We start from the raw sequence: 19987 nt of genomic DNA, 5'->3' as shown, positions 1-19987 counted from the left end.
GCGTCCTTGAATTCCCGGGCAGCGACTGGCACGTCTGTCGCATCATGCTCTTAGAACGCCTGCCAGCCGCCAACCATATCGGACCTCCTTGAATGACGCCGAGCCCACCCGACCCGCGCCTCGTCATCCAGCCGGATCTTCTGCGTCCGACATTCGGCACGAGGCTGCGGCGCTATTTCTTCACCGGGCTGGTGATCGCCGCGCCGCTGGCGATCACGGCTTCAGTGACGTGGTGGTTCGTGAATTTCGTCGACGGGCTGGTCAAGCCGCTGATCCCGAGCGCGTACTGGCCCGACGCCTATCTGCCCTATCCGGTCCCCGGCTTCGGGCTCGTCATCGGCCTGATCGGGCTGACGCTGCTGGGTTTCATGACCGCCAATCTCGTCGGCCGCACGATGATCGATGCCGGCGAGGCGATCCTCAACCGCATGCCGGTGGTGCGCGGGCTCTACAAGGGCGTGAAGCAGGTCTTCGAGACGATCTTCTCGCAATCGGGCACGTCGTTCCGCAAGGTCGGTATGGTGCAGTTCCCGCAGCCCGGCATGTGGTCGATCGTCTTCATCGCGCAGGAGGCCGCCCCCGAGATCGCGGGGAAACTGCCCGATGGCGACGAGCAGATCGGCGTCTTCCTGCCCTGCACGCCCAATCCGACCACGGGCTTCTTCTTTTACCTGCCGCGGCGCGAGGTGGTGGAATTGACGATCTCGGTGGAGGACGGCGCCAAGCTGATCATGTCGGCAGGGCTGATCCAGCCGGGCCAGGTCGCGCCGAAGCTCGCGCCCGTTCCCTCTACCCCGCCCGCAACAGCCTGATCGCGACGTCGCGCTCGAACAGATAGAGCAGCGTCCGGACCGCCTGGCCGCGCGGCGTCTCCAATTGTGGGTCGCGCTCGATCAGCAGGCGGGCATCGTCGCGCGCTGCCGCCAGCAGGTCGCCATCGGTTTCCGGCCGGGCGATGCGCCAGTCGGGCGAGCCGGACTGTTTCGTGCCGAGAACCTCGCCTTCGCCGCGCAGCCGCAGATCCTCCTCGGCGATGCGGAAGCCGTCCTCGGTCTCGCGCATGATGGTCAGCCTAGCCTCGGCGACCGGGCCGAGCGGGCCCTTGTAGAGCAGCAGGCAGGTCGAGGCGGCCGAACCGCGGCCGATGCGCCCGCGCAGCTGGTGGAGCTGGGCGAGCCCGAAGCGCTCGGCGTGCTCGATCACCATGACGCTGGCATTGGGCACGTCGACACCGACCTCGATCACCGTCGTCGAGACCAGGATGCGGGTTTCTCCAGCGACGAAGGCGGCCATCGCTGCATCCTTGTCGCGGCCGGGCATCTGGCCGTGTAGCAGGCCGACTTTTGGGCCGAAGATCTCGCGCAGGGCGTCATGGCGCTCCTGCGTGGCGGCGACGTCGAGCGTGTCGGACTCCTGCACCAAAGGACAGACCCAATAGACTTGGGCGCCGGCCTCGACCGCGCGGCCGATGCCGCCGACGACCTCGTCATAGCGGTCGAGCGACAAGGCCTTGGTCGCTATCGGCTTGCGGCCCGCCGGCTTCTCGGCCAGCACCGAGATGTCCATGTCGCCGAACCAGGTCAGCGAGAGCGTGCGTGGGATCGGCGTCGCTGTCATCACGAGAATATCGACAGCCTCGCCCTTGGAGCCGAGCAGCAGACGCTGATGCACGCCAAAACGATGCTGCTCATCGACGATGGCGAGCGCGAGGTCGCGGAAGGCGACGCCCTCCTGGAACAGCGCATGGGTCCCGACGGCGATCGCGATTTCGCCACTGGCGAGCCCTTCCAGCACCCGCGCCCGGCCCGGTCCCTTCTCGCGGCCGGTCAGGAGAGCGAGCTTGAGCCCGGCCTTCTGGGCGAGCGGAGCCAGGCGCTCGGCATGCTGGCGGGCCAGGATCTCGGTCGGGGCCATCAGCACCGATTGCCGCCCGGCCTCGGCGGCGGCGGCCATCGCCATCAACGCGACCACCGTCTTGCCGGAGCCGACATCGCCCTGGAGCAGCCGCAGCATGCGCTCGGGCTTTTCCATGTCGTCATGGATGTCGACGAGGGCCTGGCGCTGGCCATCAGTCAGGGTGAAGGGCAGAGCGCTCTCGATGGCGTGGCGCAGCCTGCCGTCTCCGGCGGTGGCGCGGCCGGCGCTCTTCTTCTGCTGGCGGCGCACCAGCGCGAGCGCGATCTGGCTCGCCAGCAACTCGTCATAGGCAACGCGGCGGCGGACTACCGTATCGCCCTCGATCGCTCTCAGATCGGGCGGGTGGTGCAGCGCCTGCATCGCCGCGAGGAACGGCGGGAAATCGCTTTTGGCGTGGAAGCCGGGATCCTGCCATTCGGCGAGGTCGGGGCATTTTTCCGCTGCCGCTGCCGCGATCCGCGCCATCACGCGCGGGCCGACTCCCTCGGTCAGCCCATAGACCGGCTCGATGGACGGCAGCGTCGCGGCGAGCCTGGGGTCGAGCAGGCGGTCGGGATGCACCATCTGGCGCATGCCGTCCCAGAGCTCGAGCTTGCCGGAGATGATGCGATAGGCCCCGATCGGCATGGTCTGCAGCAGATGGCGCACATCGGCATGGAAGAACACGAGCGTGACGTCGCCGGTCTCGTCCTCGACGATGATGCGATAGGGCGCCTTGGCCTTCGTCTCGGGCGGGGGCCGGTGCTCGGTGACGCGGGCGGCGAAGGTGGCGATGCCACCGATCGGCGCGTCGACGATCGAGGCGCTGGGCCGGCGGTCGATCGCACCGGTCGGCAGCCGAAACAGCAGGTCGACGACGCGGGCGCCGCGCGTCTCGTCGCCCAAGAGCTTGTCGAGCGCCTTGGCCGTCTTGGGGCCGACGCCCGGCAGCGTGGTCGCGGGGGCAAAGAGCGGATCGAGCAGGGACGGGCGCAAGCGGCTTCTCGGCACAGGATTGTCAGGAGTGCGAAATCTCGGGGCTCAGCCCCGCTGACTTCGCGGCGTGTCAACGCTATATAGCCCGCGACGGCAGGCTCCGCGAAGGGGCCGGCCCGATTGTCATTGCACCATCCCGTGGTTTGTCCGATCCGACCGAGGTGTCCCATGAGTGGCTCGACGAGAACCAGCGCCGATCTCGACCCGCGCCGGCGCAAGATCCTGTTCCGCGCCTGGCATCGCGGCATGCGCGAGAACGACCTGATCATGGGCGGTTTCGCCGACGCCCATATCGGCACGCTCAGCGAATCCGAGCTCGACGCCTTCGAGGGGCTGATCGAGGTGCTGGATCGCGACCTCCTGAGCTGGATCACCGGCGAGGCCGACGTGCCGGAGAACTACGACACCGAGGTGTTCCGCCGGCTCAAGGCGTTCCATCATCACGAGCGGCCGATCCACGTGTGAGCGGCTGGCAACACCCGCGCCGTCATCCCGGACAAGCGGCGAAGCCGCGCCGATCCGGGATCCATTCCGGAACTTCTCCGCCGGGCGTTCCGGAATGGATCCCGGGTCTTCGCTTCGCTGCGCCCGGGATGACATCGATGGAATTCGTGAAGTCTATAGATTGAAATTGCCCATCCCATGAGCATTCCGCCTCCCGCCCAGATCGCCAAGCTGCAGAGCGACCGCATTCTCGATGCGCTCAGACGCGGCGACAAGCCGACGCTCGCCAGCGTGCCCGACGGTTTCGACGCCGTCGTCCTCGCCGATCTGACGCGGGCCCGGGCCAAGAAAGCCGAAGGGCCGGCGATGCTGGTCTTCGTCGCGCGCGACGGCCAGCGGCTGCAGGTGCTCGAGAACGCGCTGCAGTTCATCGCGCCCGATCTCGAGGTGATGTCCTTCCCGGCCTGGGATTGCCAACCCTATGACCGGGTCTCGCCGGCGCCCTCGATCGTCGCGCATCGCATGACGACGCTGTCGCGGCTGACCAAGACCAAGTCCGGCGACAAGCCGCGCTTGCTGCTGACCACCGTCAACGCCGCGCTGCAGCGCGTTCCCGCCTTCTCCAAGATCGCCTCGGAAAGCTTCTCGGCCGCGCCGGGCAACATGGTCGACACCGAGCAGCTCGCCCGCTGGCTCGACATGAACGGTTACCTGCGCACCTCGACCGTGCGCGAGACCGGCGAGTTCGCGGTGCGCGGCGGCATCGTCGATCTCTACCCGCCGGGCATGCCGGCGCCGATCCGGCTCGATTTCTTCGGCGACACGTTGGAATCGATCCGCACCTTCGATCCCGAGACGCAGCGCACCACCGGGCAGATGCGCGGCCTGGACCTCGTGCCGATGTCCGAGGCACAGATGACCAGCGAGAGCATCAAGCGCTTTCGCCAGAGCTACATCACGACCTTCGGCACGCCGGGCCGCGACGACACGCTCTACGAGGCGGTCAGCGAAGGCCGCAGGCCGGCCGGCCTCGAACACTGGCTGCCGCTGCTGGCGGAGAAGCTCGACACGCTGTTCACCTATCTGCCGGACGTGCCCTTGATCCTCGATCACCAGGCCGAGGATGCGGTCGGCGAGCGCATCAGCCTGATCAAGGACTATTACGACGCTCGCAAGGCGGCGATGGACCAGCCGAGCGCGGGCGGAGCGCCCTACAAGCCGCTCAAGCCCGACGCGCTCTATCTGTCGCCGGCCGATTGGCGCGCGATCATCGACCGGTCCGGCGTCGCCGCGCTGACGCCGTTCCAGCTGCCCGACAGTGACGGCAAGCTCATCGTCGATCTGGGCGCCCGCCAGGGCCGCAACTTCGCGGCCGAGCGCGCCGACAATGCCGGCAGCGTCTTTGATGCCGCCGTCGCCCATGTGAAGGCGCTGGAGAAGGACGGCCGCCGCGTCATCCTCTCCGCCTGGTCGGAGGGTTCGCGCGAACGCCTCGCCCATGTCCTGGCCGACCACGGCCTGAAGACCGTCCAGATGACGGGCTCGCTGCGCGCCGCCTTCGATCTCAAGCCCGGCACCACGGCGCTTGCTGTCTGGGGCTTCGAGACCGGTTTCGAGGCCGGCAAGCTCGCCGTCATCGGCGAGCAGGACATCCTCGGCGACCGGCTTGTCCGCCCGCGCAAGAAGACGCGTCGGCCGCAGGATTTTATCGCCGAGCTGTCCTCGCTCTCGCCGGGCGATCTGGTCGTCCATGTCGATCACGGCATCGGCCGCTTCATCGGGCTGCGCTCGATCACGGCGGTCGGCGCGCCGCATGACTGCCTCGAAATCCACTACGCCGCCGATTCGAAGCTGTTCCTGCCGGTCGAGAACATCGAATTGCTCTCGCGCTACGGCTCGGAGGATACCGAGGTCGCGCTCGACCGGCTCGGCGGCGGCGGCTGGCAGGCCCGCAAGGCCAAGCTCAAGCAGCGCATTCGCGAGATGGCCGGCAAGCTGATCGCGATCGCGGCCGCCCGCGCCCTGAAGGAGGCGCCGCGCCTGATCCCGCAGGAGGGGCTCTATGACGAGTTCTGCGCGCGTTTTCCCTTCGAGGAGACCGAGGACCAGCAGGCCACGATCGACGCCGTGCTCGACGACATGGCAGCCGGTCGTCCGATGGACCGGCTGGTCTGCGGCGATGTCGGCTTCGGCAAGACCGAAGTGGCGCTGCGCGCCGCCTTTACCTGCGCACTCGCCGGCAAGCAGGTCGCGGTGGTGGTGCCGACGACGCTCCTGGCGCGCCAGCATTATCGCAATTTCGCCGAGCGCTTCAAAGGCCTGCCGGTGAATGTCGGCCAGGCCTCGCGCTTCGTCGGCGCGCAGGACCTCAAGGCGGTGAAGGCCGGCGTCAAGGACGGCACGATGGATATCGTCGTCGGCACCCATGCGCTGCTCGCCAAGGGCGTCGAGTTCAAGGATCTCGGCCTCGTCATCGTCGACGAGGAGCAGCATTTCGGCGTCAACCACAAGGAGCGGCTGAAGGAGTTCCGCGCCGAGGTGCATATGCTGACGCTGACGGCGACGCCGATCCCGCGCACGCTGCAGCTCGCCATGACCGGGGTGCGCGAGCTCTCGATCATCGCGACGCCCCCGGTCGACCGCCTGGCGGTTCGGACCTTCGTGACGCCCTTCGATCCGCTGATCGTCCGCGAGGCCTTGCTGCGCGAACGCTATCGGGGCGGGCGCTCGTTCTATGTCGTGCCGCGCATCGAGGACATCGCCGAGGTCAAGGATTTCCTCGACAAGCAGGTGCCCGAGGCCAAGGTCGGCATCGCCCACGGCCAGATGGCGGCAGGCCAGCTCGAGGACGTGATGACGGCCTTCTATGAGGGCCAGTACGACGTGCTGCTCTCGACGACGATCGTTGAATCGGGCCTCGACATCCCCAACGCCAACACGCTGATCGTCCACCGCGCCGACATGTTCGGTCTGGCCCAGCTCTATCAGCTGCGCGGCCGGGTCGGCCGCTCGAAGATACGCGCCTATGCGCTGTTCACCGTCTCGGCCAAGCGCAAGATGACCGACCAGGCCGAGCGCCGACTGAAGGTGCTGCAGTCGCTGGACACGCTGGGCGCGGGCTTCCAGCTCGCCAGCCATGACCTCGACATCCGCGGCGCCGGCAACCTGCTCGGCGACGAGCAGTCCGGCCATATCAAGGAGGTCGGCTACGAGCTGTACCAGCAGATGCTGGAGGAGGCGGTCGCGGCGCTGAAATCGGGCGTCGATTTCGAGACCGACGCGCAATGGTCGCCGACGATCCAGATCGGCGCGCCGGTGATGATCCCCGAGCACTACGTCACAGACCTGACGCTGCGCCTGACGCTCTACAAGCGCCTCTCGACGCTCGACGACGACGGCGACATCCAGTCCTTCGGCGCCGAGCTGGTCGACCGTTTCGGGCCTCTGCCCGAGGAGGTCCAGCAGCTGCTGGAGATCGTCGCGATCAAGGCGCTCTGCAAGCGCGCCAATGTCGAGAAGGTCGAGGCCGGCCCCAAGGGCATCATCGTTGCCTTCCGCGACAACGAGTTCGCCAATCCGGAGGGGCTCGTCTCTTATGTCGCCAAGATCGGCACGCTGGCGAAGGTCCGCCCGGACATGCGCGTCGTCTTCATCGACAACTACGACACAGCCGAAGAGCGGCTCAAAGGCACCCGTCGTCTGCTGACCGATCTGGCCCGGATCGCCGAGCGCAAGAAGGCGGCTTGATCATGTCTCAGCCCTGAGGATGAGGGCTGAGGGGATCACCGGCGGCTGACCGATATCTCGGCAGCGCTCGTCACATCGACGTCGACGATCGCGATGTCGGGTCGACCCAGTGCCGGCAAGGCGCGGCTTGCGGCCGGACGGTGGACCAGGACGAGGCTCGCCAGCGCCGGGTGGCTCGCCAGCCGCGAATGCGCCAGGGCCGGCTCCATCGCGCCGGGCAGGATGAGGTGGACGTTGCGCCCCCCCTCGATGCAGGCCTGCAGGTCGCCCAGGCTGAACAGTCCGAGCGGCAGAAGTTCGACGCCGGTCAGCATCGCCATGGCGGGTCCGCTCGCCAGCGCCGCGAGATCGCCGCCGACGAGCGTGGTGACGATCCGCGAGGAGGCCATCGGCTTCAGCAGCCGCGAGATCTCCAGCGCCTTGCCGAGCACGTCGCGCTCCGAAACCGCCATCGGCCCGGCCAGCGTCACGGCGTCGACGAGTTGAAGCGTGGTGCGCTGGGTCACCTCCGGCAGCGGGTGCAGCGTCGCGCTCGCCATCAGCGTGTCGAGCGGCGCGATGCCGTCGGGAACCTGCGCGCCGAAGCCGCCGACGAAGCGCGTCCCGAAGGCCCTGACCGCCAGCTCGCGCAGCATCAGCAGCGGCCGCATCGTGCCGACGCGGCTGACTCCGATCGCCATCACCGCGTCGGAGGCTTCGATCAGCCGCAGCAAGTCGAGTTCGTTGCCATGCAGCGGCAGCAGAAGCGGCGAGAGACCCACGCGCAGGCAGGCCAGCACGGACACGATCGCCTCCGGCCCCATCGGCGCGAGGATCGCGACACGCGCGCCAGGCTGCGCCCGGTTGATCGCGAGCAGCCGGGCAAGCTGGTCGACCTTGATCTCGAGCTGGCCGAAGCTCAGCGAGCTCGGCACCGCATCGCTCCAGCCCTGACGTCCCGGCGGGTCGCGCAGCGCCGCCTCATAGCCGCGGCCGACCGTCAGCGCCTTCAGCAGCGTATCGAAGTTCAGGCCATCGAGCAGGGCGGCGGCTTCGTCCTGTTCGGCCCGCATCGACATCGTCTTTCAGTTCGCGGGCGCCGACGCGGCCGGACGGCGCGCCAGAGCTTCGGTGGAGAGGAAATAGGCGGGCTTGCGCGCCGGCAGGACGATGTCGCGGCCATGCGCCAGCCAGGTGTCGGGCAGGTAGTAGAGCGGCACGACATAGAACCCCGACAGCAAAAGTCGGTCGAGCGTGCGCGCCGCCGCCACGAAATCCTCGCGTTCGCGCGCGCCCAGCAAGGCTGCCAGCGTCGCATCGACGGCGGGAGAGGCCACGCCTGCATAATTCAGCGCGCCCTGGCGCCTGGCGTTCGCCGAGCCCCAGCGCCCGATCTGCTCGTTACCGGGCGAGGCGGAGGCCGGCCAGGTCCACTGGATCATGTCGAAATCGAAAGCCGAGAGCCGGCGCCAGTACTGCACGTCGTCGATCAGCCTGACCGTGACGGTGATGCCGAGGCGGCCCAGCGACTGGGCATAGTTCAGCGCCAGCCGCTCCTGCGGCCGGTTGGTGACGGTGATCTCGAAGGCCAGCGGATCACCGCCCTTCATGCTGCGCAGCACGCCGTCGACCATGCCGAAGCCCGCCTTGTTGAGCAGGTCGAGCGCCCGGCGCGCCTGCTCGCGGTCGCGCCCAGACCCGTCTGTCGCCGAGGGCGACCAGGTGCCGGCCAGGATGTCGTCGCGCACCGCGCCGGGAAAGGCCGCGAGCAGCGCCTTCTCGCGCGCATCGGCGGCGACCCCCAGCGCCGACAGCTCCGAATCGGAGAAGAAGCTGCCGGCGCGGCGATAGACGCCGTGAAAGAGGTTACGGTTGACCCATTCGAAATCGAACAGGATGCCGAGCGCCTCGCGCACCCGCACATCGGCGAAGAACGGCCGGCGCGTGTTGAAGACGAGGCCGGTCATGCCCTTGGGCGCATCGAAATGCAGCGTCTCGCGCAGGATGCGCCCGTCGCGCACGGCCGGCACGTCATAGCCGGTCATCCAGCGCGTCGGATCCGGCTCGATGCGGACATCGTACAGCCCGGCCTTGAAGGCCTCGAACAGCGCGTTGGCGTCGCGGTAGAAATCGTAACGGATCTCGTCGGCATTGAAGAGCCCGCGCGTCAGCGGGTGGTCCTCGGCCCAGAAATTCTTGCGTCGCTTGAGGGTGAGGGTGGCTCCGGGTACGACATCGCTGACGATATAGGGCCCCGATCCCAGCGCCGGCTTGAAGCTGGTCTCGCCAAAGGTCTCGGCATTGGTTGCATGCCTGGCAAAGATCGGCATCGCTCCGATCACCAGCGGCAATTCGCGGTTCGAGCCGTCGCCGAGCTCGAATTCGACCCGGCGCGGGGAGGGTACCTGCGCCTTCGTCACCCGCGCCAGGCTGGAGCGGTGGAACGGCTTGCCCTTGGTCTTCAGCATCTCGAAGGTGAAAAGGACATCATCGGCCGTGACCGGCGTGCCATCGGAGAAGGTGGCGCGTTCGTCGATCTCGAAGGCGAGTTTCGTGCGTGCCTCGTTGAGTTCGACGCGCGAGGCCAGGAGCCCATAGGCCGTGAAGGGCTCGTCGGCTGAGCGCAGCAGCAGGCTCTGCTGGACGTAGCGCGGCACGGCGTCTGGCGCGACGCCGAGCACGACCAGCGGATTCAGGCTGTCGAAGGTGCCCTGCTGTCCGAAGACGATGCGGCCGCCCTTGGGCGCCTGCGGGTCGGCATAGGGCAGATGCGTGAAGCCGCGCGGCAGTGCCGGCTCGCCATGCATTGCGATCGCATGATCGACGACAGGCGGAATCGGCTGCGGCGATTGCGCATGCGAAAGCACGCCCATCCCGAGGAGGAGCGCCAGCACGGCGGAGATCCGTCCAGCCGGGCTGCGTGAAACAGCCCCGGCACCTTGCAGCACATCCATCGTTCAACCTGATTCCCGGCGCGAGAATAACACGCCGGTGCCGCTGTCACGCAGCTATTCGGGCTGGAATCCCGTAACGGAACTCGCTAAAGCCGAGCCAAGGTGTCATTCAAACGCCTCAATCGCCCCTGATGTGCACGGCTTGCGATGGCCGGCTCGGATATGCGATGGGGCTGTCGGTGGTGACGCAGCGCGGCTTGCGAAGTCGTGATCCCGAATTCGCCTGATAAGGAAAGACATGATGTCCGCTTCGTTTCGCCTGTCCACGCGCGCCCTGAGCCTCGCCCTCAGCACGGCGATCGGCCTTGCTCCGTTGGCGGCCTCGGCGCAGCAGCGCCCGGCGACGCCGCGCGCGGCTCAGCCTGCGCAGCCCGCCCAGCCTCCCGCCGGGCAGGCCGGCACCGGCCCGACGGTCGTTCAGGTCAAGCCCGAGCCGTCGCAGACAGCGTGGACCAAGGTCTGCGGCAAGGACCAGGCCGCCAACAAGGAAATCTGCTACACGACGCGCGATTTCGTCTCGGACCAGGGCCAGCCGGTGCTGGCGGTCGCGATCTATGACGTGAAGGGCGATCCCAACAAGATCGTGCGCTTCCTGATGCCGCTCGGGCTCCTGCTGCAGCCCGGCATCCGCTTCGGCGTCGATACCGCCCAGCCGACGCCCGGCCGCTACGCGATCTGCTTCCCGAATGGCTGCTTCGCCGAAGCGCAGGTCAAGGATGACTTCATCAACGCGATGAAGAAGGGCAGCACGCTCAGCGTCAGCGTCCAGAATCAGGGCGCCCGCGAGGTCTCCTTCGCCATTCCGCTGACCGATTTCGCCAAGGGCTTCGACGGCGCCGCGATCGACCCCAAGGTGCTCGAGGAGCAGCAGAAGCAGCTGCAGGACGAGCTCGCCAAGCGCCAGGAAGAACTGCGCCAGCGGCTCGGCGCAGGCGGTGCGGCGGCTCCCGGCGGGCCTGGCGTTCCTGGCGCGGCGCCCGCTCCCGGTGCGGCCCCGGCCGTCCCGCCGAAGCCCTGATCCCGGGGCCTCGGCTGCAAAAAAATCAGGCCGCCCGAAAGGGCGGCCTTTTTGTTGGTTGGTCAGAGGCGGCGGACAGACGGCTGCTGCCGCCCGCTCAGTTCAGGCCGGCGCGATCGATCTGGTAGCGCCCCTTGCGGTCGCGCCGGAAGAATTCCTTGGCCTGCGGATGACGCACTGGTCGGCCGGTCTCGTCGATCACCAGGTTCTGCTCCGAGACATAGGCGACGTATTCCGTCTCTTCGTTCTCGGCGAAGAGGTGGTAGAAAGGCTGGTCCTTCGACGGGCGCAGATGCTCGGGGATCGCGAGCCACCACTCATCCGTGTTGGAAAACACCGGGTCGACATCGAAGATCACGCCCCGGAACGGGTAGACGCGATGCTTGACGACCTGTCCGATCCTGAACTTGGCGGAGCGTGCTTCCATGGGAGGTGGGTCCGTACTGTACAGATGGGCGATCAATGGCAAGCGAGGGTGCAGCCCCGCGCTTGCGTGAGAATTGCGTCGCAAATGCGTCAAAATCAACCATTTAGGCGCGCGGCGCGATCACATCCCGTAATGCGCGGCCAGCTCCGGATCGCGTCCGGCGACCTGCCGCGCCAGATCGACGATGACCTTGGCCTGCTTCCAGGTGGCGTCGTCCTGCATCTTGCCGTCGATCATCACCGCGCCCGACCCGTCCGGCATCGCCTCGATGATGCGCCTGGCGAAGGCGACCTCGGCGGGGTCGGGGCTGAAGACGCGCTTGGCGATGGCGATCTGCGAGGGGTGCAGCGTCCAGGCTCCGGCGCAGCCGAGCAGGAAGGCGTTGCGGAACTGCGACTCGCAGGCCTCCACATCCGAGAAATCCCCGAACGGCCCGTAGAACGGCTTGATGCCGGCCGCAGCGCAGGCATCGACCATCTTCGCCAGCGTGTAGTGCCAGAGATCCTGCTGGGCGACGGCGCGCGCCGCGCCATCGGGCGAGGGGTCGGCAATCACCTTGTAGTCGGGATGCCCGCCCCCAACCCGCGTCGTCTTCATGGCGCGCGAGGCGGCGAGGTCGGCCGGCCCCAGGCTCATGCCATGCATGCGCGGCGAGGCGGTGGCGATGGTCTCGACATTCTTCACGCCCTCGGCCGTCTCCAGGATCGCGTGGATCATGATCGGCTTGGGCAGCATGTGGCGCGCCTCGAACTGCGCCAGCAGCTGGTCGACATAGTGGATGTCCCAGGGGCCCTCGACCTTGGGCACCATCACGACGTCGAGCTTGCCGCCGATCTCGCCCATGATCGCGGTGATGTCGTCGAGGAACCAGGGCGAGTTCAGCGCATTCACCCGCGTCCACAGCCCGGTCTGCCCGAAATCGACGGCCTTGCCCATGGCGATGAAGCCGTCGCGCGCCGCCTGCTTGGCCTCGACGGGGATCGCATCCTCGAGATTCCCCAGTACGATGTCGACCGAGCCTGCGAGCTCGCCGACCTTGGCCCTCACCTTCTCGAGATGGGGCGGCACGAAATGGATCATGCGTTCGAGCTTGAGCGGCAGCTCCCGATAGGGCTCCGGCGCGCCGATCGCGAGCGGGCGGAAGAACTGGCGCGGCGTCTTGGTCGTCATGGGGGCGCTCCATGCTGCAGTGCGGCGAATGTGACGGAGCAGGCGTGCGGCGTCCATCGTCCATTCGGCGGCAGGCGAGCGGAAGATGAGGATCGAAGCCTAGGACAAGATTCCGTCCATAAATTCCTAGGCATTTTGTCTCGCCCCTCGCTCTCCGTCTGCGGCCACGGCGCCATTGCGGCTTGCGCGGTGGTCCTGACCGGCTAAACAGCGGCGATCTCGCCTCACGATCCGGCTCAAGGGCCGGCGCACCGCTGGGACTTTCGCCCGCATGGCCGACCTTGCGAACATTGCCAATCTCGTCGCGCCCTTCTTTGGGCTGATCCTGCTCGGCTTCGTCATCGGGCGGCGCAGTAAGCTGCCCGAATCCGGGCTGATCTGGCTGCAGTTTTTCCTGATCTATGTCGCGCTGCCGCCGCTGTTCTACCGCCTGATCGCCGACAAGCCGGTGACCGAACTCGCCAATGGCCGCTTCATCCTGGCGACCACGCTCTCGACCTTCCTGGCCTTCGCGTTGTCGCTGGCGGTGGGCCTGAAGGCGACGCGCGGTGATCTGCCCCAGGCGGTGATGCAGGGCGTCGCCGGCTCCTATTCGAATATCGGCTATATGGGCCCGCCGCTGCTGCTGGCGGCGCTCGGCCCGGCGGCAAGCGCGCCGCTGGTGCTGATCTTCGTCTTCGACAGCCTTTTGCTGTTCTCGCTGATCCCGTTCCTGATGGCGCTGGCTGGCGTCGAGAAGAAAAGCCCGCTCGACACGGCGCGGCGCGTCGCCTGGCAGGTCGCGACGCATCCGTTCAACATCGCGACGCTGCTCGGCGTACTCGCTGCGGCGACCCATTTCGAGCTGCCCACCGCACTCGACAAGATGACGCTGTGGCTGTCGCAGGCGGCTGCCCCCTGCGCGTTGTTCCTGCTCGGCGTCACCGTCGCGCTGCGGCCGATGAAGCGACTTCCCGTCGAGGTGCCCGTCCTCGTAGCCATCAAGCTCGTGTTGCATCCGCTGTTGGTCTGGTTGCTGCTCTCGGCGATCGGGAATTTTCCCGATATCTGGATCTTCACAGGCGTGATCATGGCGGCGTTGCCGCCGGCGTTGAACATCTTCGTGATCTCGACCCAGTACAAGGTCGGCATCGAGCGGGCCTCGGCCTGCATCCTGGTGGGCACCATCGTCTCGATGGTGACACTGACGGGCTTCCTGTGGCTGGTGAAGACGGGCAGGATGGCGGCCGACCTGTTTCCCTGACCGCCGGCCCGACCGGCACCGAATTGGGGCGCCGATGCTGCCGCTGGACGACCTCACGGTCCTCGACTTCTCCACCCTGCTGCCGGGGCCGCTCGCCAGCCTGTTCCTGGCCGAGGCCGGGGCCCGCGTGATCCGGATCGAACGGCCGGGCGGCGAGGAGATGCGCCGCTTCCCGCCGCGCTTCGGCGAGACCTCGGCGCCCTATGCCGTGCTCAACCGCGGCAAGGCCAGCGTCGAGATCGACCTGAAGGCAGGGGACGCGCTGGCGCGCCTGACCCCGCTGATCGAAGGCGCCGACATCCTGATCGAGCAGTTCCGGCCGGGCGTGATGGAGCGGCTCGGCTTCGGCCATGAGGCGCTGAGCCTCATCAATCCGCGCCTGATCTACTGCTCGATCAGCGGCTACGGCCAGTCCGGCCCGCGCGCCCATGAGGCCGGGCACGACATCAACTACCAGGCCATGGGCGGTCTGCTCGGCCAGTCACTGAAACCAGGCGATCCGGCGCCGCTGCCACCGCCGCTTGCCGCCGATATCGCAGGCGGGACGATGCCGGCCCTGCTCAACATCCTGCTGGCGCTGCGCCAGCGCGAGCGCAGCGGCCAAGGCTGCCATCTCGACATCGCCATGGTCGATGCGATGCCGACCTTCGCCTGGTACGGGCTGGCGCAGGGCCAGGCGTCCGGCCGCTATCCGCAAGGCGGCGAGGGGCTGCTGACGGGTGCGAGCCCCCGCTATGGCTTCTACGCCACGGCCGATGGCTGGTTTCTCGCCGTCGGCGCGCTCGAGGCAAAGTTCTGGGAGACCTTCTGCGAGACGATCGGCCTCGAGCCCGCTTTGCGCGACGATCGCAACGACCCGGAAGCCACGCGCACCGCCATCGCCGCGATCATCGCAGGCCAGCCGGCCGCGCATTGGCGCGAGCAGCTCGAACCGCGCGATTGCTGCTGCACCGTGGTGCGGACCCTCGAAGAGGCGCTGGGCGATCCGCATCTGACCGCGCGCGGCCTGTTCGACGCCCAGGCCGAGGAGCCGGGCGGCCGCCGCCTGGTCTCGACGCCGCTGCCGCTGGCTCCAGTGTTCCGCGACAAGCTGCCCGGCCTGCGACGCGTCGCCGCCAGCGGCGAGGATACGGAGGAGTTGCTGAGGTAGGGGGACCTTCCGCGTGGTACCAGGTCTCAGCCGACGACGACGCGGCCGCGCTCGATGCGCAGGCCGAGCGCGCCGCTCTTCAGCGCCAGCGCCTTGTCCCCGAAGACCTCCCGCCGCCAGCCCTGCAGCGCTGGCACATCGGCCTCGCTGTCCGAGGCGATGGCTTCGAGATCGTCGGAGGAGGCGATGATCTTGGGCGCGACGCGCTCGGCCTCGGCCACCGCCTTGAGCAAGACCTTGAGCAGGTCGAGCACGGCGCCGTTGCCGCCGCGACCGCGCTCGCGCTCCAGCCGGGGCAGTGTCTTGGGATCGAGCGCCAATCCGCGCTCGATGGCGCTCAGCACCTCGGCCCCGGAGCGTGAGCGCTCGAAGCCGTTGGGCACGGAGCGCAGCTCTGCCAGCGCCTCGACCGAACGCGGCGCGCGCGCGACGATGTCCATCAGCGCGTCGTCCTTGAGCACGCGCTGGCGCGGCACGTCGCGGTGCTGCGCTTCGCGCTCGCGCCAGGCGGCGAGTTCGATCAGGACCGCCAGCTCCTTGGGCTTGCGGATGCGGCCCTTGAGCCGCTGCCAGGCGTTCTCCGGCTTGACCTCATAGGTGCCGGGCGAGTTCAGAACCGCCATCTCCTCGGCGACCCACCCCTCGCGGCCGGTCGATTCGAGATCGGCCTTCAGCGCGAGGTAGATGTCGCGGAGATGGGTGACGTCGGCCTCGGCATAGACCAGCTGCGCCTCGTTGAGCGGGCGGCGCGACCAGTCGGTAAAGCGCGAGGACTTGTCGATGCGGGCCTTGGCGAGGTCGTTGGCGAGTTGCTCGTAACCGACCGAGTCGCCATAGCCGCAGACCATGGCGGCGACCTGCGTGTCGAACAGCGGCGTCGGCAGCACCCGGCCGAGCATCCAGACGATCTCGAGATCCTGGCGCGCTGCATGGAAGACCTTGACCACCGCCTCGTCGGTCATCAGCGCAAAGAACGGCGCGAGGTCGAGATCCGCGGACAGCGGGTCCACCAGCACGGCCTCGTCGGGCGAGGCGAGCTGGATCAGGCAGAGCTTGGGATAATAGGTCGTTTCCCGCAGGAACTCGGTGTCGACCGTGACGAAGGGGTGCTGGGCCAGCCGCGCGCAGGCGTCGGCGAGGTCGGCTGTGGTGGCGATCAGGTTCATGGCCGGCTCATAGCAGACGAAATGGCGCCATGTCGCGGGCGTTCTTGACAATCTGCTCCCCCGCGTGTGCTTACCCGCGAAACCGCCCGCGCGAGCCTGATCCGTTTGCGTGCCAGCGCGGCTACACGAACTCCGAAGAGAGCCGTCCCGTGACCCTGCATCGTTACCGTTCCCACACCTGCGGCGCCCTGCGCGAGAGCGACATCGGCGCGCAGGTCCGTCTCTCCGGCTGGTGCCACCGCATCCGCGACCATGGCGGCGTGCTGTTCATCGACCTGCGCGACCATTACGGCATGACCCAGGTCGTGATCGATCCGGATTCGCCGGCCTTCGCCGAGGCCGAGACACTGCGCTCGGAATGGGTCGTGCGGATCGACGGCAAGGTCAAGGCGCGCCTCGCGGGCACCGAGAACGCAAACCTGCCGACCGGCGCCGTCGAGGTCTTCGCGACCGGGATCGAGGTGCTTGGCGCCTCTGCCGAGCTGCCGATGCCGGTGTTCGGCGACCTCGAATATCCCGAGGACACCCGGCTGAAATACCGCTTCCTCGATCTGCGCCGCGAGAAGCTGCACAACAACATCATGCTGCGGGCGAAGGTCATCGACTCCTTGCGCACCCGCATGAAGAACTCCGGCTTCAACGAGTTCCAGACCCCGATCCTGACCGCGTCCTCGCCTGAAGGCGCGCGCGACTTCCTGGTGCCGAGCCGCCTGCATCCCGGCAAGTTCTACGCGCTGCCGCAGGCGCCGCAGCAGTACAAGCAGCTCCTGATGATGGCGGGCTTCGACCGCTATTTCCAGATCGCGCCCTGCTTCCGCGACGAGGACCCGCGCGCCGACCGGCTGCCGGGCGAATTCTACCAGCTCGATGTCGAGATGAGCTTCGTCGAGCAGGAGGACGTTTTCGCCACGATGGAGCCGGTCATCGCCGGCGTCTTCGAGGAGTTCGGCAACGGCAAGTCGGTGACGAAAAACTGGCCGCGCATCCCCTATGCCGAGGCGATCGCGAAATACGGCTCCGACAAGCCCGATCTCCGCAACCCGCTGGTGATGCAGGACGTTTCCGAGCATTTCCGCGGCTCGGGCTTCAAGGTGTTTTCGCGCATTCTCGAGGACCAGAAGAACCGCGTCTGGGCGATTCCCGGTCCCAAGGGCGGCAGCAGAGCCTTCTGCGACCGGATGAACTCCTGGGCTCAAGGGGAGGGCCAGCCGGGGCTCGGCTACCTGATGATCAAGGACGACGGCGAAGGGCAGGGGCCGATCGCCAACAACATCGGCCCCGAGCGCGTCGCCGCGATCATCGCGCAGATGGGCTTGAAGCCGGGCGACGCCTGCTTCTTCGCGGCAGGCAATCCCGACAAGTTCTACAAATTCGCCGGCGCCGCCCGCAACAAGGTCGGCCAGGAGCTCGGACTGATCGACGAGAACGCGTTCGCCTTCGCCTGGATCGTCGACTTTCCGATGTTCGAATACAACGAGGACGAGAAGAAGGTCGATTTCTCGCACAACCCCTTCTCGATGCCGCAGGGCGGGTTGAAGGCGCTGACCGAGGAAGACCCGCTCTCGCTCAAGGCGTTCCAGTACGACATCGCCTGCAACGGCTTCGAGCTGGCCTCCGGCGGCATCCGCAACCACAAGCCCGAGGCGATGGTGAAGGCCTTCGAGATCGCGGGCTATGGCGAGGAGACGGTGATCGAGCGCTTCGGCGGGATGTACCGCGCCTTCCAGTATGGCGCGCCGCCCCATGGCGGCATGGCGGCCGGCGTCGACCGCATCATCATGCTGCTGGCCGGCGCGACCAACCTGCGCGAGGTCGCCCTGTTCCCGATGAACCAGCAGGCGGTCGACCTCCTGATGGGCGCACCGGCCGAAGCCTCGCCGAAGCAGCTCCGCGAGGCGCATCTGCGCATCAACAAAGACTAGGTATATTATCCTAGTTTACTTACTAAATGTTAAGATTTATGGTGCCCTAATCACCGAGTCGGAGGCTGAGCGATATGAGCAATATCAACGAGTTAATAGCCAAGGCGAAGGTGGTCGCCATGAGTGCTGAACAGCGTGCTCAGCAGCGTCGGAATTTTGCATTTGGCTCGTCGAACATTGAGAATGACCGCATTACACGCGATACGGTAAGCCGGGCGGAGGGGGAGCTAAGGGAAGGATTGGTCACAGCCGTCGCGAAGCAATTGCGCGGTTGATATGGCTGATCGTCACAGCCGAATCGACGAACCGGAACTAATCGTCGATCCCGAAGAAAAGGCGCTGGCGGAGGCAAGGAACGCTCTCCGCCAGTTTGACATTGGTATGGTACTTCTGGATCACTGGCTAGATAACGCCAAGAAGTCGCCAAAATTACGACTTTCGGATCTGTTGACGCTGAACAGGTTTGCACTTGAAGATATTAATCGATTTGCTGGGACATTCAGAACTCAGCCCGTTGTAATTGACGGGAGCCTTCACGAGCCTCCGGAGGCTGGTCTTGTCCCAAAATTGAGCGAAGATTTATGTGATTATATCAATGCAAATTGGACCACTAAGAGCGCAATTCATCTGAGTGCATACGCTCTGTGGCGTATAAACTGGGTTCATCCTTTCGCTGACGGAAATGGACGGACGGCAAGGATACTTTCGTATATTATACTTTGCGCAAAATATGGATATCGCCTTCCAGGCACGAACACGATACCTGAGCAGATCGCAGCTGATAAAAAGCCGTATTATCAGGCACTAGAACACGCCGATTTGGCTTTCAAGATTGGGCGTATCGACGTATCTGCAGTGGAGACGTTGATCGAGTCTGCGTTGCGTGCTCAGATTGAGGACGCTCTGTTGCAGAAGGCGGAACAAACTGGCCGTTCAGTATCGTCAGCTCCTGTTATAAGAGGCGAACTATTGGTCGGCGATATCCCTAGGGTCGATAAAATAATATTAACTTTGAATCTGCCTTCATCTGGAGACGGTGATAAGAACTTCATAGAGCGAAACCCCGTGTTATCAGCCAGAGTTTTTGCAATTGTTACTGCTCTTATATCTTTTGCATTAGGAAAAATAACGTAGATTATGATTACAATATTATTTAAATTCTTTAGAGCGCAATCGAGAAATAGATATCTCGTTGACGTAACGAGTCGTGTGGGGGGAGTTGTTTTAGCCCTCTCGCTGGCGGCTTGCGTCTCCGGCCCGACCAATCCCAGCGCGTCGCGCGCCTCGGAACTCGCCAGCCTCGTCTCGCGCTCGGTCGCCTGCCGGGCGGGGGCTCCGCGCGCGAGCACGCTGGAGCGCTTCATCGCGTCGGAAAAGGCGCGTGGCGCGACGCCCGAGCAACTTGCCAGTGCTCGCTCGACCTATGTCACGGTCTCCGAGGCCGAGACGATCAATCAGGGCATTCGTCCGCAGGCCTGCCCGCCTGAGGAGCGCGCCGCCGTCAGGGAGAAGATGACGCAGGTCCGCGCTGGCGATTTCAGCGCTTTCTGATTGGCGCGGCCGCCATCCATGCCCGCCCTGCGACGCTGCCTTCCCTTGCCTATCCTGCTTGGCCTCGCCGCCTGCACAACGGCCGGCCCCGCGCCGGGCACGCCCGAATTTGCCGCAGCCCAGGTCTCGCGCGCCTATGATTGCGGGGTCAGGGTCGATCGCGGGCGGGTGCTGGCCAGGCTCCCGCGCGAGGAGCGCCAGCGCTTCATAGCGGCCAACGCGGCCTTCGCCGTGAAATCCTACAAGGCGCCGCGCTCCTGCGACGCCTATGAGCGCGCCAGCATCCAGCGGGATGTCACGGCATTGGGCCGGCGCTAAATTTCG

General features: G+C 66.4%; 17 protein-coding genes. 11 read left to right on the top strand and 6 right to left on the bottom strand.

The window, feature by feature from the left end; translation table 11 throughout:
• Positions 1-92: 92 nt before the first annotated feature.
• Complete coding sequence (locus AE618_RS18965) at positions 93-812, top strand: DUF502 domain-containing protein (RefSeq protein ID WP_054210646.1); 720 nt, start codon at positions 93-95, stop codon at positions 810-812.
• Here AE618_RS18965 and recG read toward each other — a convergent pair.
• A complete protein-coding gene (gene recG, locus AE618_RS18960; protein ID WP_054210645.1) occupies positions 790-2892 on the bottom strand; it encodes an ATP-dependent DNA helicase RecG in 2103 nt (700 codons plus the stop codon). The two genes, AE618_RS18965 and recG, sit on opposite strands and share 23 nt — an antisense overlap.
• A gap of 168 nt (positions 2893-3060) precedes the next feature.
• On the opposite strand from recG, the gene AE618_RS18955 reads away from it, so the two are divergent.
• Both AE618_RS18955 and mfd read left to right on the top strand, forming a co-directional pair.
• A complete protein-coding gene (locus tag AE618_RS18955; protein WP_054210644.1) occupies positions 3061-3357 on the top strand; it encodes a succinate dehydrogenase assembly factor 2 in 297 nt (98 codons plus the stop codon).
• A gap of 177 nt (positions 3358-3534) precedes the next feature.
• Positions 3535-7083: a transcription-repair coupling factor gene (gene mfd / locus AE618_RS18950; RefSeq protein ID WP_054210643.1), complete on the top strand. Its 3549-nt coding sequence runs from the start codon at positions 3535-3537 to the stop codon at positions 7081-7083.
• 35 nt (positions 7084-7118) lie between these two features.
• Here mfd and AE618_RS18945 read toward each other — a convergent pair whose 3' ends face one another.
• Entirely contained in the window at positions 7119-8135 is a 1017-nt protein-coding gene (locus AE618_RS18945; protein WP_197280829.1) for an AMP-binding protein, read from the bottom strand.
• Between the two features lie 12 nt (positions 8136-8147).
• Positions 8148-9956 (bottom strand): extracellular solute-binding protein, encoded by a 1809-nt coding sequence (locus AE618_RS18940; protein WP_248310943.1) that lies wholly within the window; start codon positions 9954-9956, stop codon positions 8148-8150.
• A 301-nt stretch (positions 9957-10257) separates the two neighbouring features.
• On the opposite strand from AE618_RS18940, the gene AE618_RS18935 reads away from it, so the two are divergent.
• Entirely contained in the window at positions 10258-11034 is a 777-nt protein-coding gene (locus tag AE618_RS18935; protein ID WP_156330361.1) for an invasion associated locus B family protein, read from the top strand.
• 97 nt (positions 11035-11131) lie between these two features.
• Here the strand turns inward: AE618_RS18935 and hspQ are convergent, their stop codons facing one another.
• Complete coding sequence (hspQ, locus tag AE618_RS18930) at positions 11132-11461, bottom strand: heat shock protein HspQ (RefSeq protein ID WP_054210639.1); 330 nt, start codon at positions 11459-11461, stop codon at positions 11132-11134.
• A gap of 120 nt (positions 11462-11581) precedes the next feature.
• Positions 11582-12631, bottom strand: a complete 1050-nt coding sequence (locus AE618_RS18925) for an HpcH/HpaI aldolase/citrate lyase family protein (protein WP_054210638.1) — start codon at positions 12629-12631, stop codon at positions 11582-11584.
• A 271-nt stretch (positions 12632-12902) separates the two neighbouring features.
• Between AE618_RS18925 and AE618_RS18920 the strand changes: the two genes are divergently transcribed.
• Positions 12903-13874: an AEC family transporter gene (locus AE618_RS18920; protein WP_054210637.1), complete on the top strand. Its 972-nt coding sequence runs from the start codon at positions 12903-12905 to the stop codon at positions 13872-13874.
• A 34-nt stretch (positions 13875-13908) separates the two neighbouring features.
• The gene (locus tag AE618_RS18915) at positions 13909-15024 is read left to right on the top strand and encodes a CaiB/BaiF CoA transferase family protein (protein WP_054210636.1); all 1116 of its coding nucleotides are present in this window, start codon (positions 13909-13911) and stop codon (positions 15022-15024) included.
• Positions 15025-15050: 26 nt separating this feature from the next.
• Here the strand turns inward: AE618_RS18915 and rnd are convergent, their stop codons facing one another.
• The gene (rnd, locus tag AE618_RS18910; RefSeq protein WP_054210635.1) at positions 15051-16190 is read right to left on the bottom strand and encodes a ribonuclease D; all 1140 of its coding nucleotides are present in this window, start codon (positions 16188-16190) and stop codon (positions 15051-15053) included.
• 155 nt (positions 16191-16345) lie between these two features.
• On the opposite strand from rnd, the gene aspS reads away from it, so the two are divergent.
• The 5 genes from aspS (at position 16346) to AE618_RS18895 (ending at position 19981) form a co-directional block, all read left to right on the top strand.
• A complete protein-coding gene (gene aspS, locus AE618_RS18905) occupies positions 16346-18112 on the top strand; it encodes an aspartate--tRNA ligase (RefSeq protein ID WP_054210692.1) in 1767 nt (588 codons plus the stop codon).
• A gap of 74 nt (positions 18113-18186) precedes the next feature.
• On the top strand, positions 18187-18387 hold the full coding sequence (locus AE618_RS27485) for a hypothetical protein (protein WP_082365397.1): 201 nt from the start codon (positions 18187-18189) through the stop codon (positions 18385-18387).
• 1 nt (position 18388) lies between these two features.
• Positions 18389-19246 (top strand): Fic family protein, encoded by an 858-nt coding sequence (locus tag AE618_RS27480; protein WP_082365396.1) that lies wholly within the window; start codon positions 18389-18391, stop codon positions 19244-19246.
• 75 nt (positions 19247-19321) lie between these two features.
• Entirely contained in the window at positions 19322-19663 is a 342-nt protein-coding gene (locus tag AE618_RS18900) for a hypothetical protein (protein WP_054210634.1), read from the top strand.
• 45 nt (positions 19664-19708) lie between these two features.
• Entirely contained in the window at positions 19709-19981 is a 273-nt protein-coding gene (locus AE618_RS18895) for a hypothetical protein (RefSeq protein WP_156330360.1), read from the top strand.
• The last annotated feature ends 6 nt before the right edge of the window (positions 19982-19987 follow it).

The organism is Allobosea vaviloviae (genome assembly GCF_001298265.1).
Lineage (GTDB): Bacteria > Pseudomonadota > Alphaproteobacteria > Rhizobiales > Beijerinckiaceae > Allobosea > Allobosea vaviloviae_B.
The sequence above is the reverse complement of the archived record's forward strand: the minus strand, read 5'-3'. Positions and strand labels throughout refer to the sequence as shown.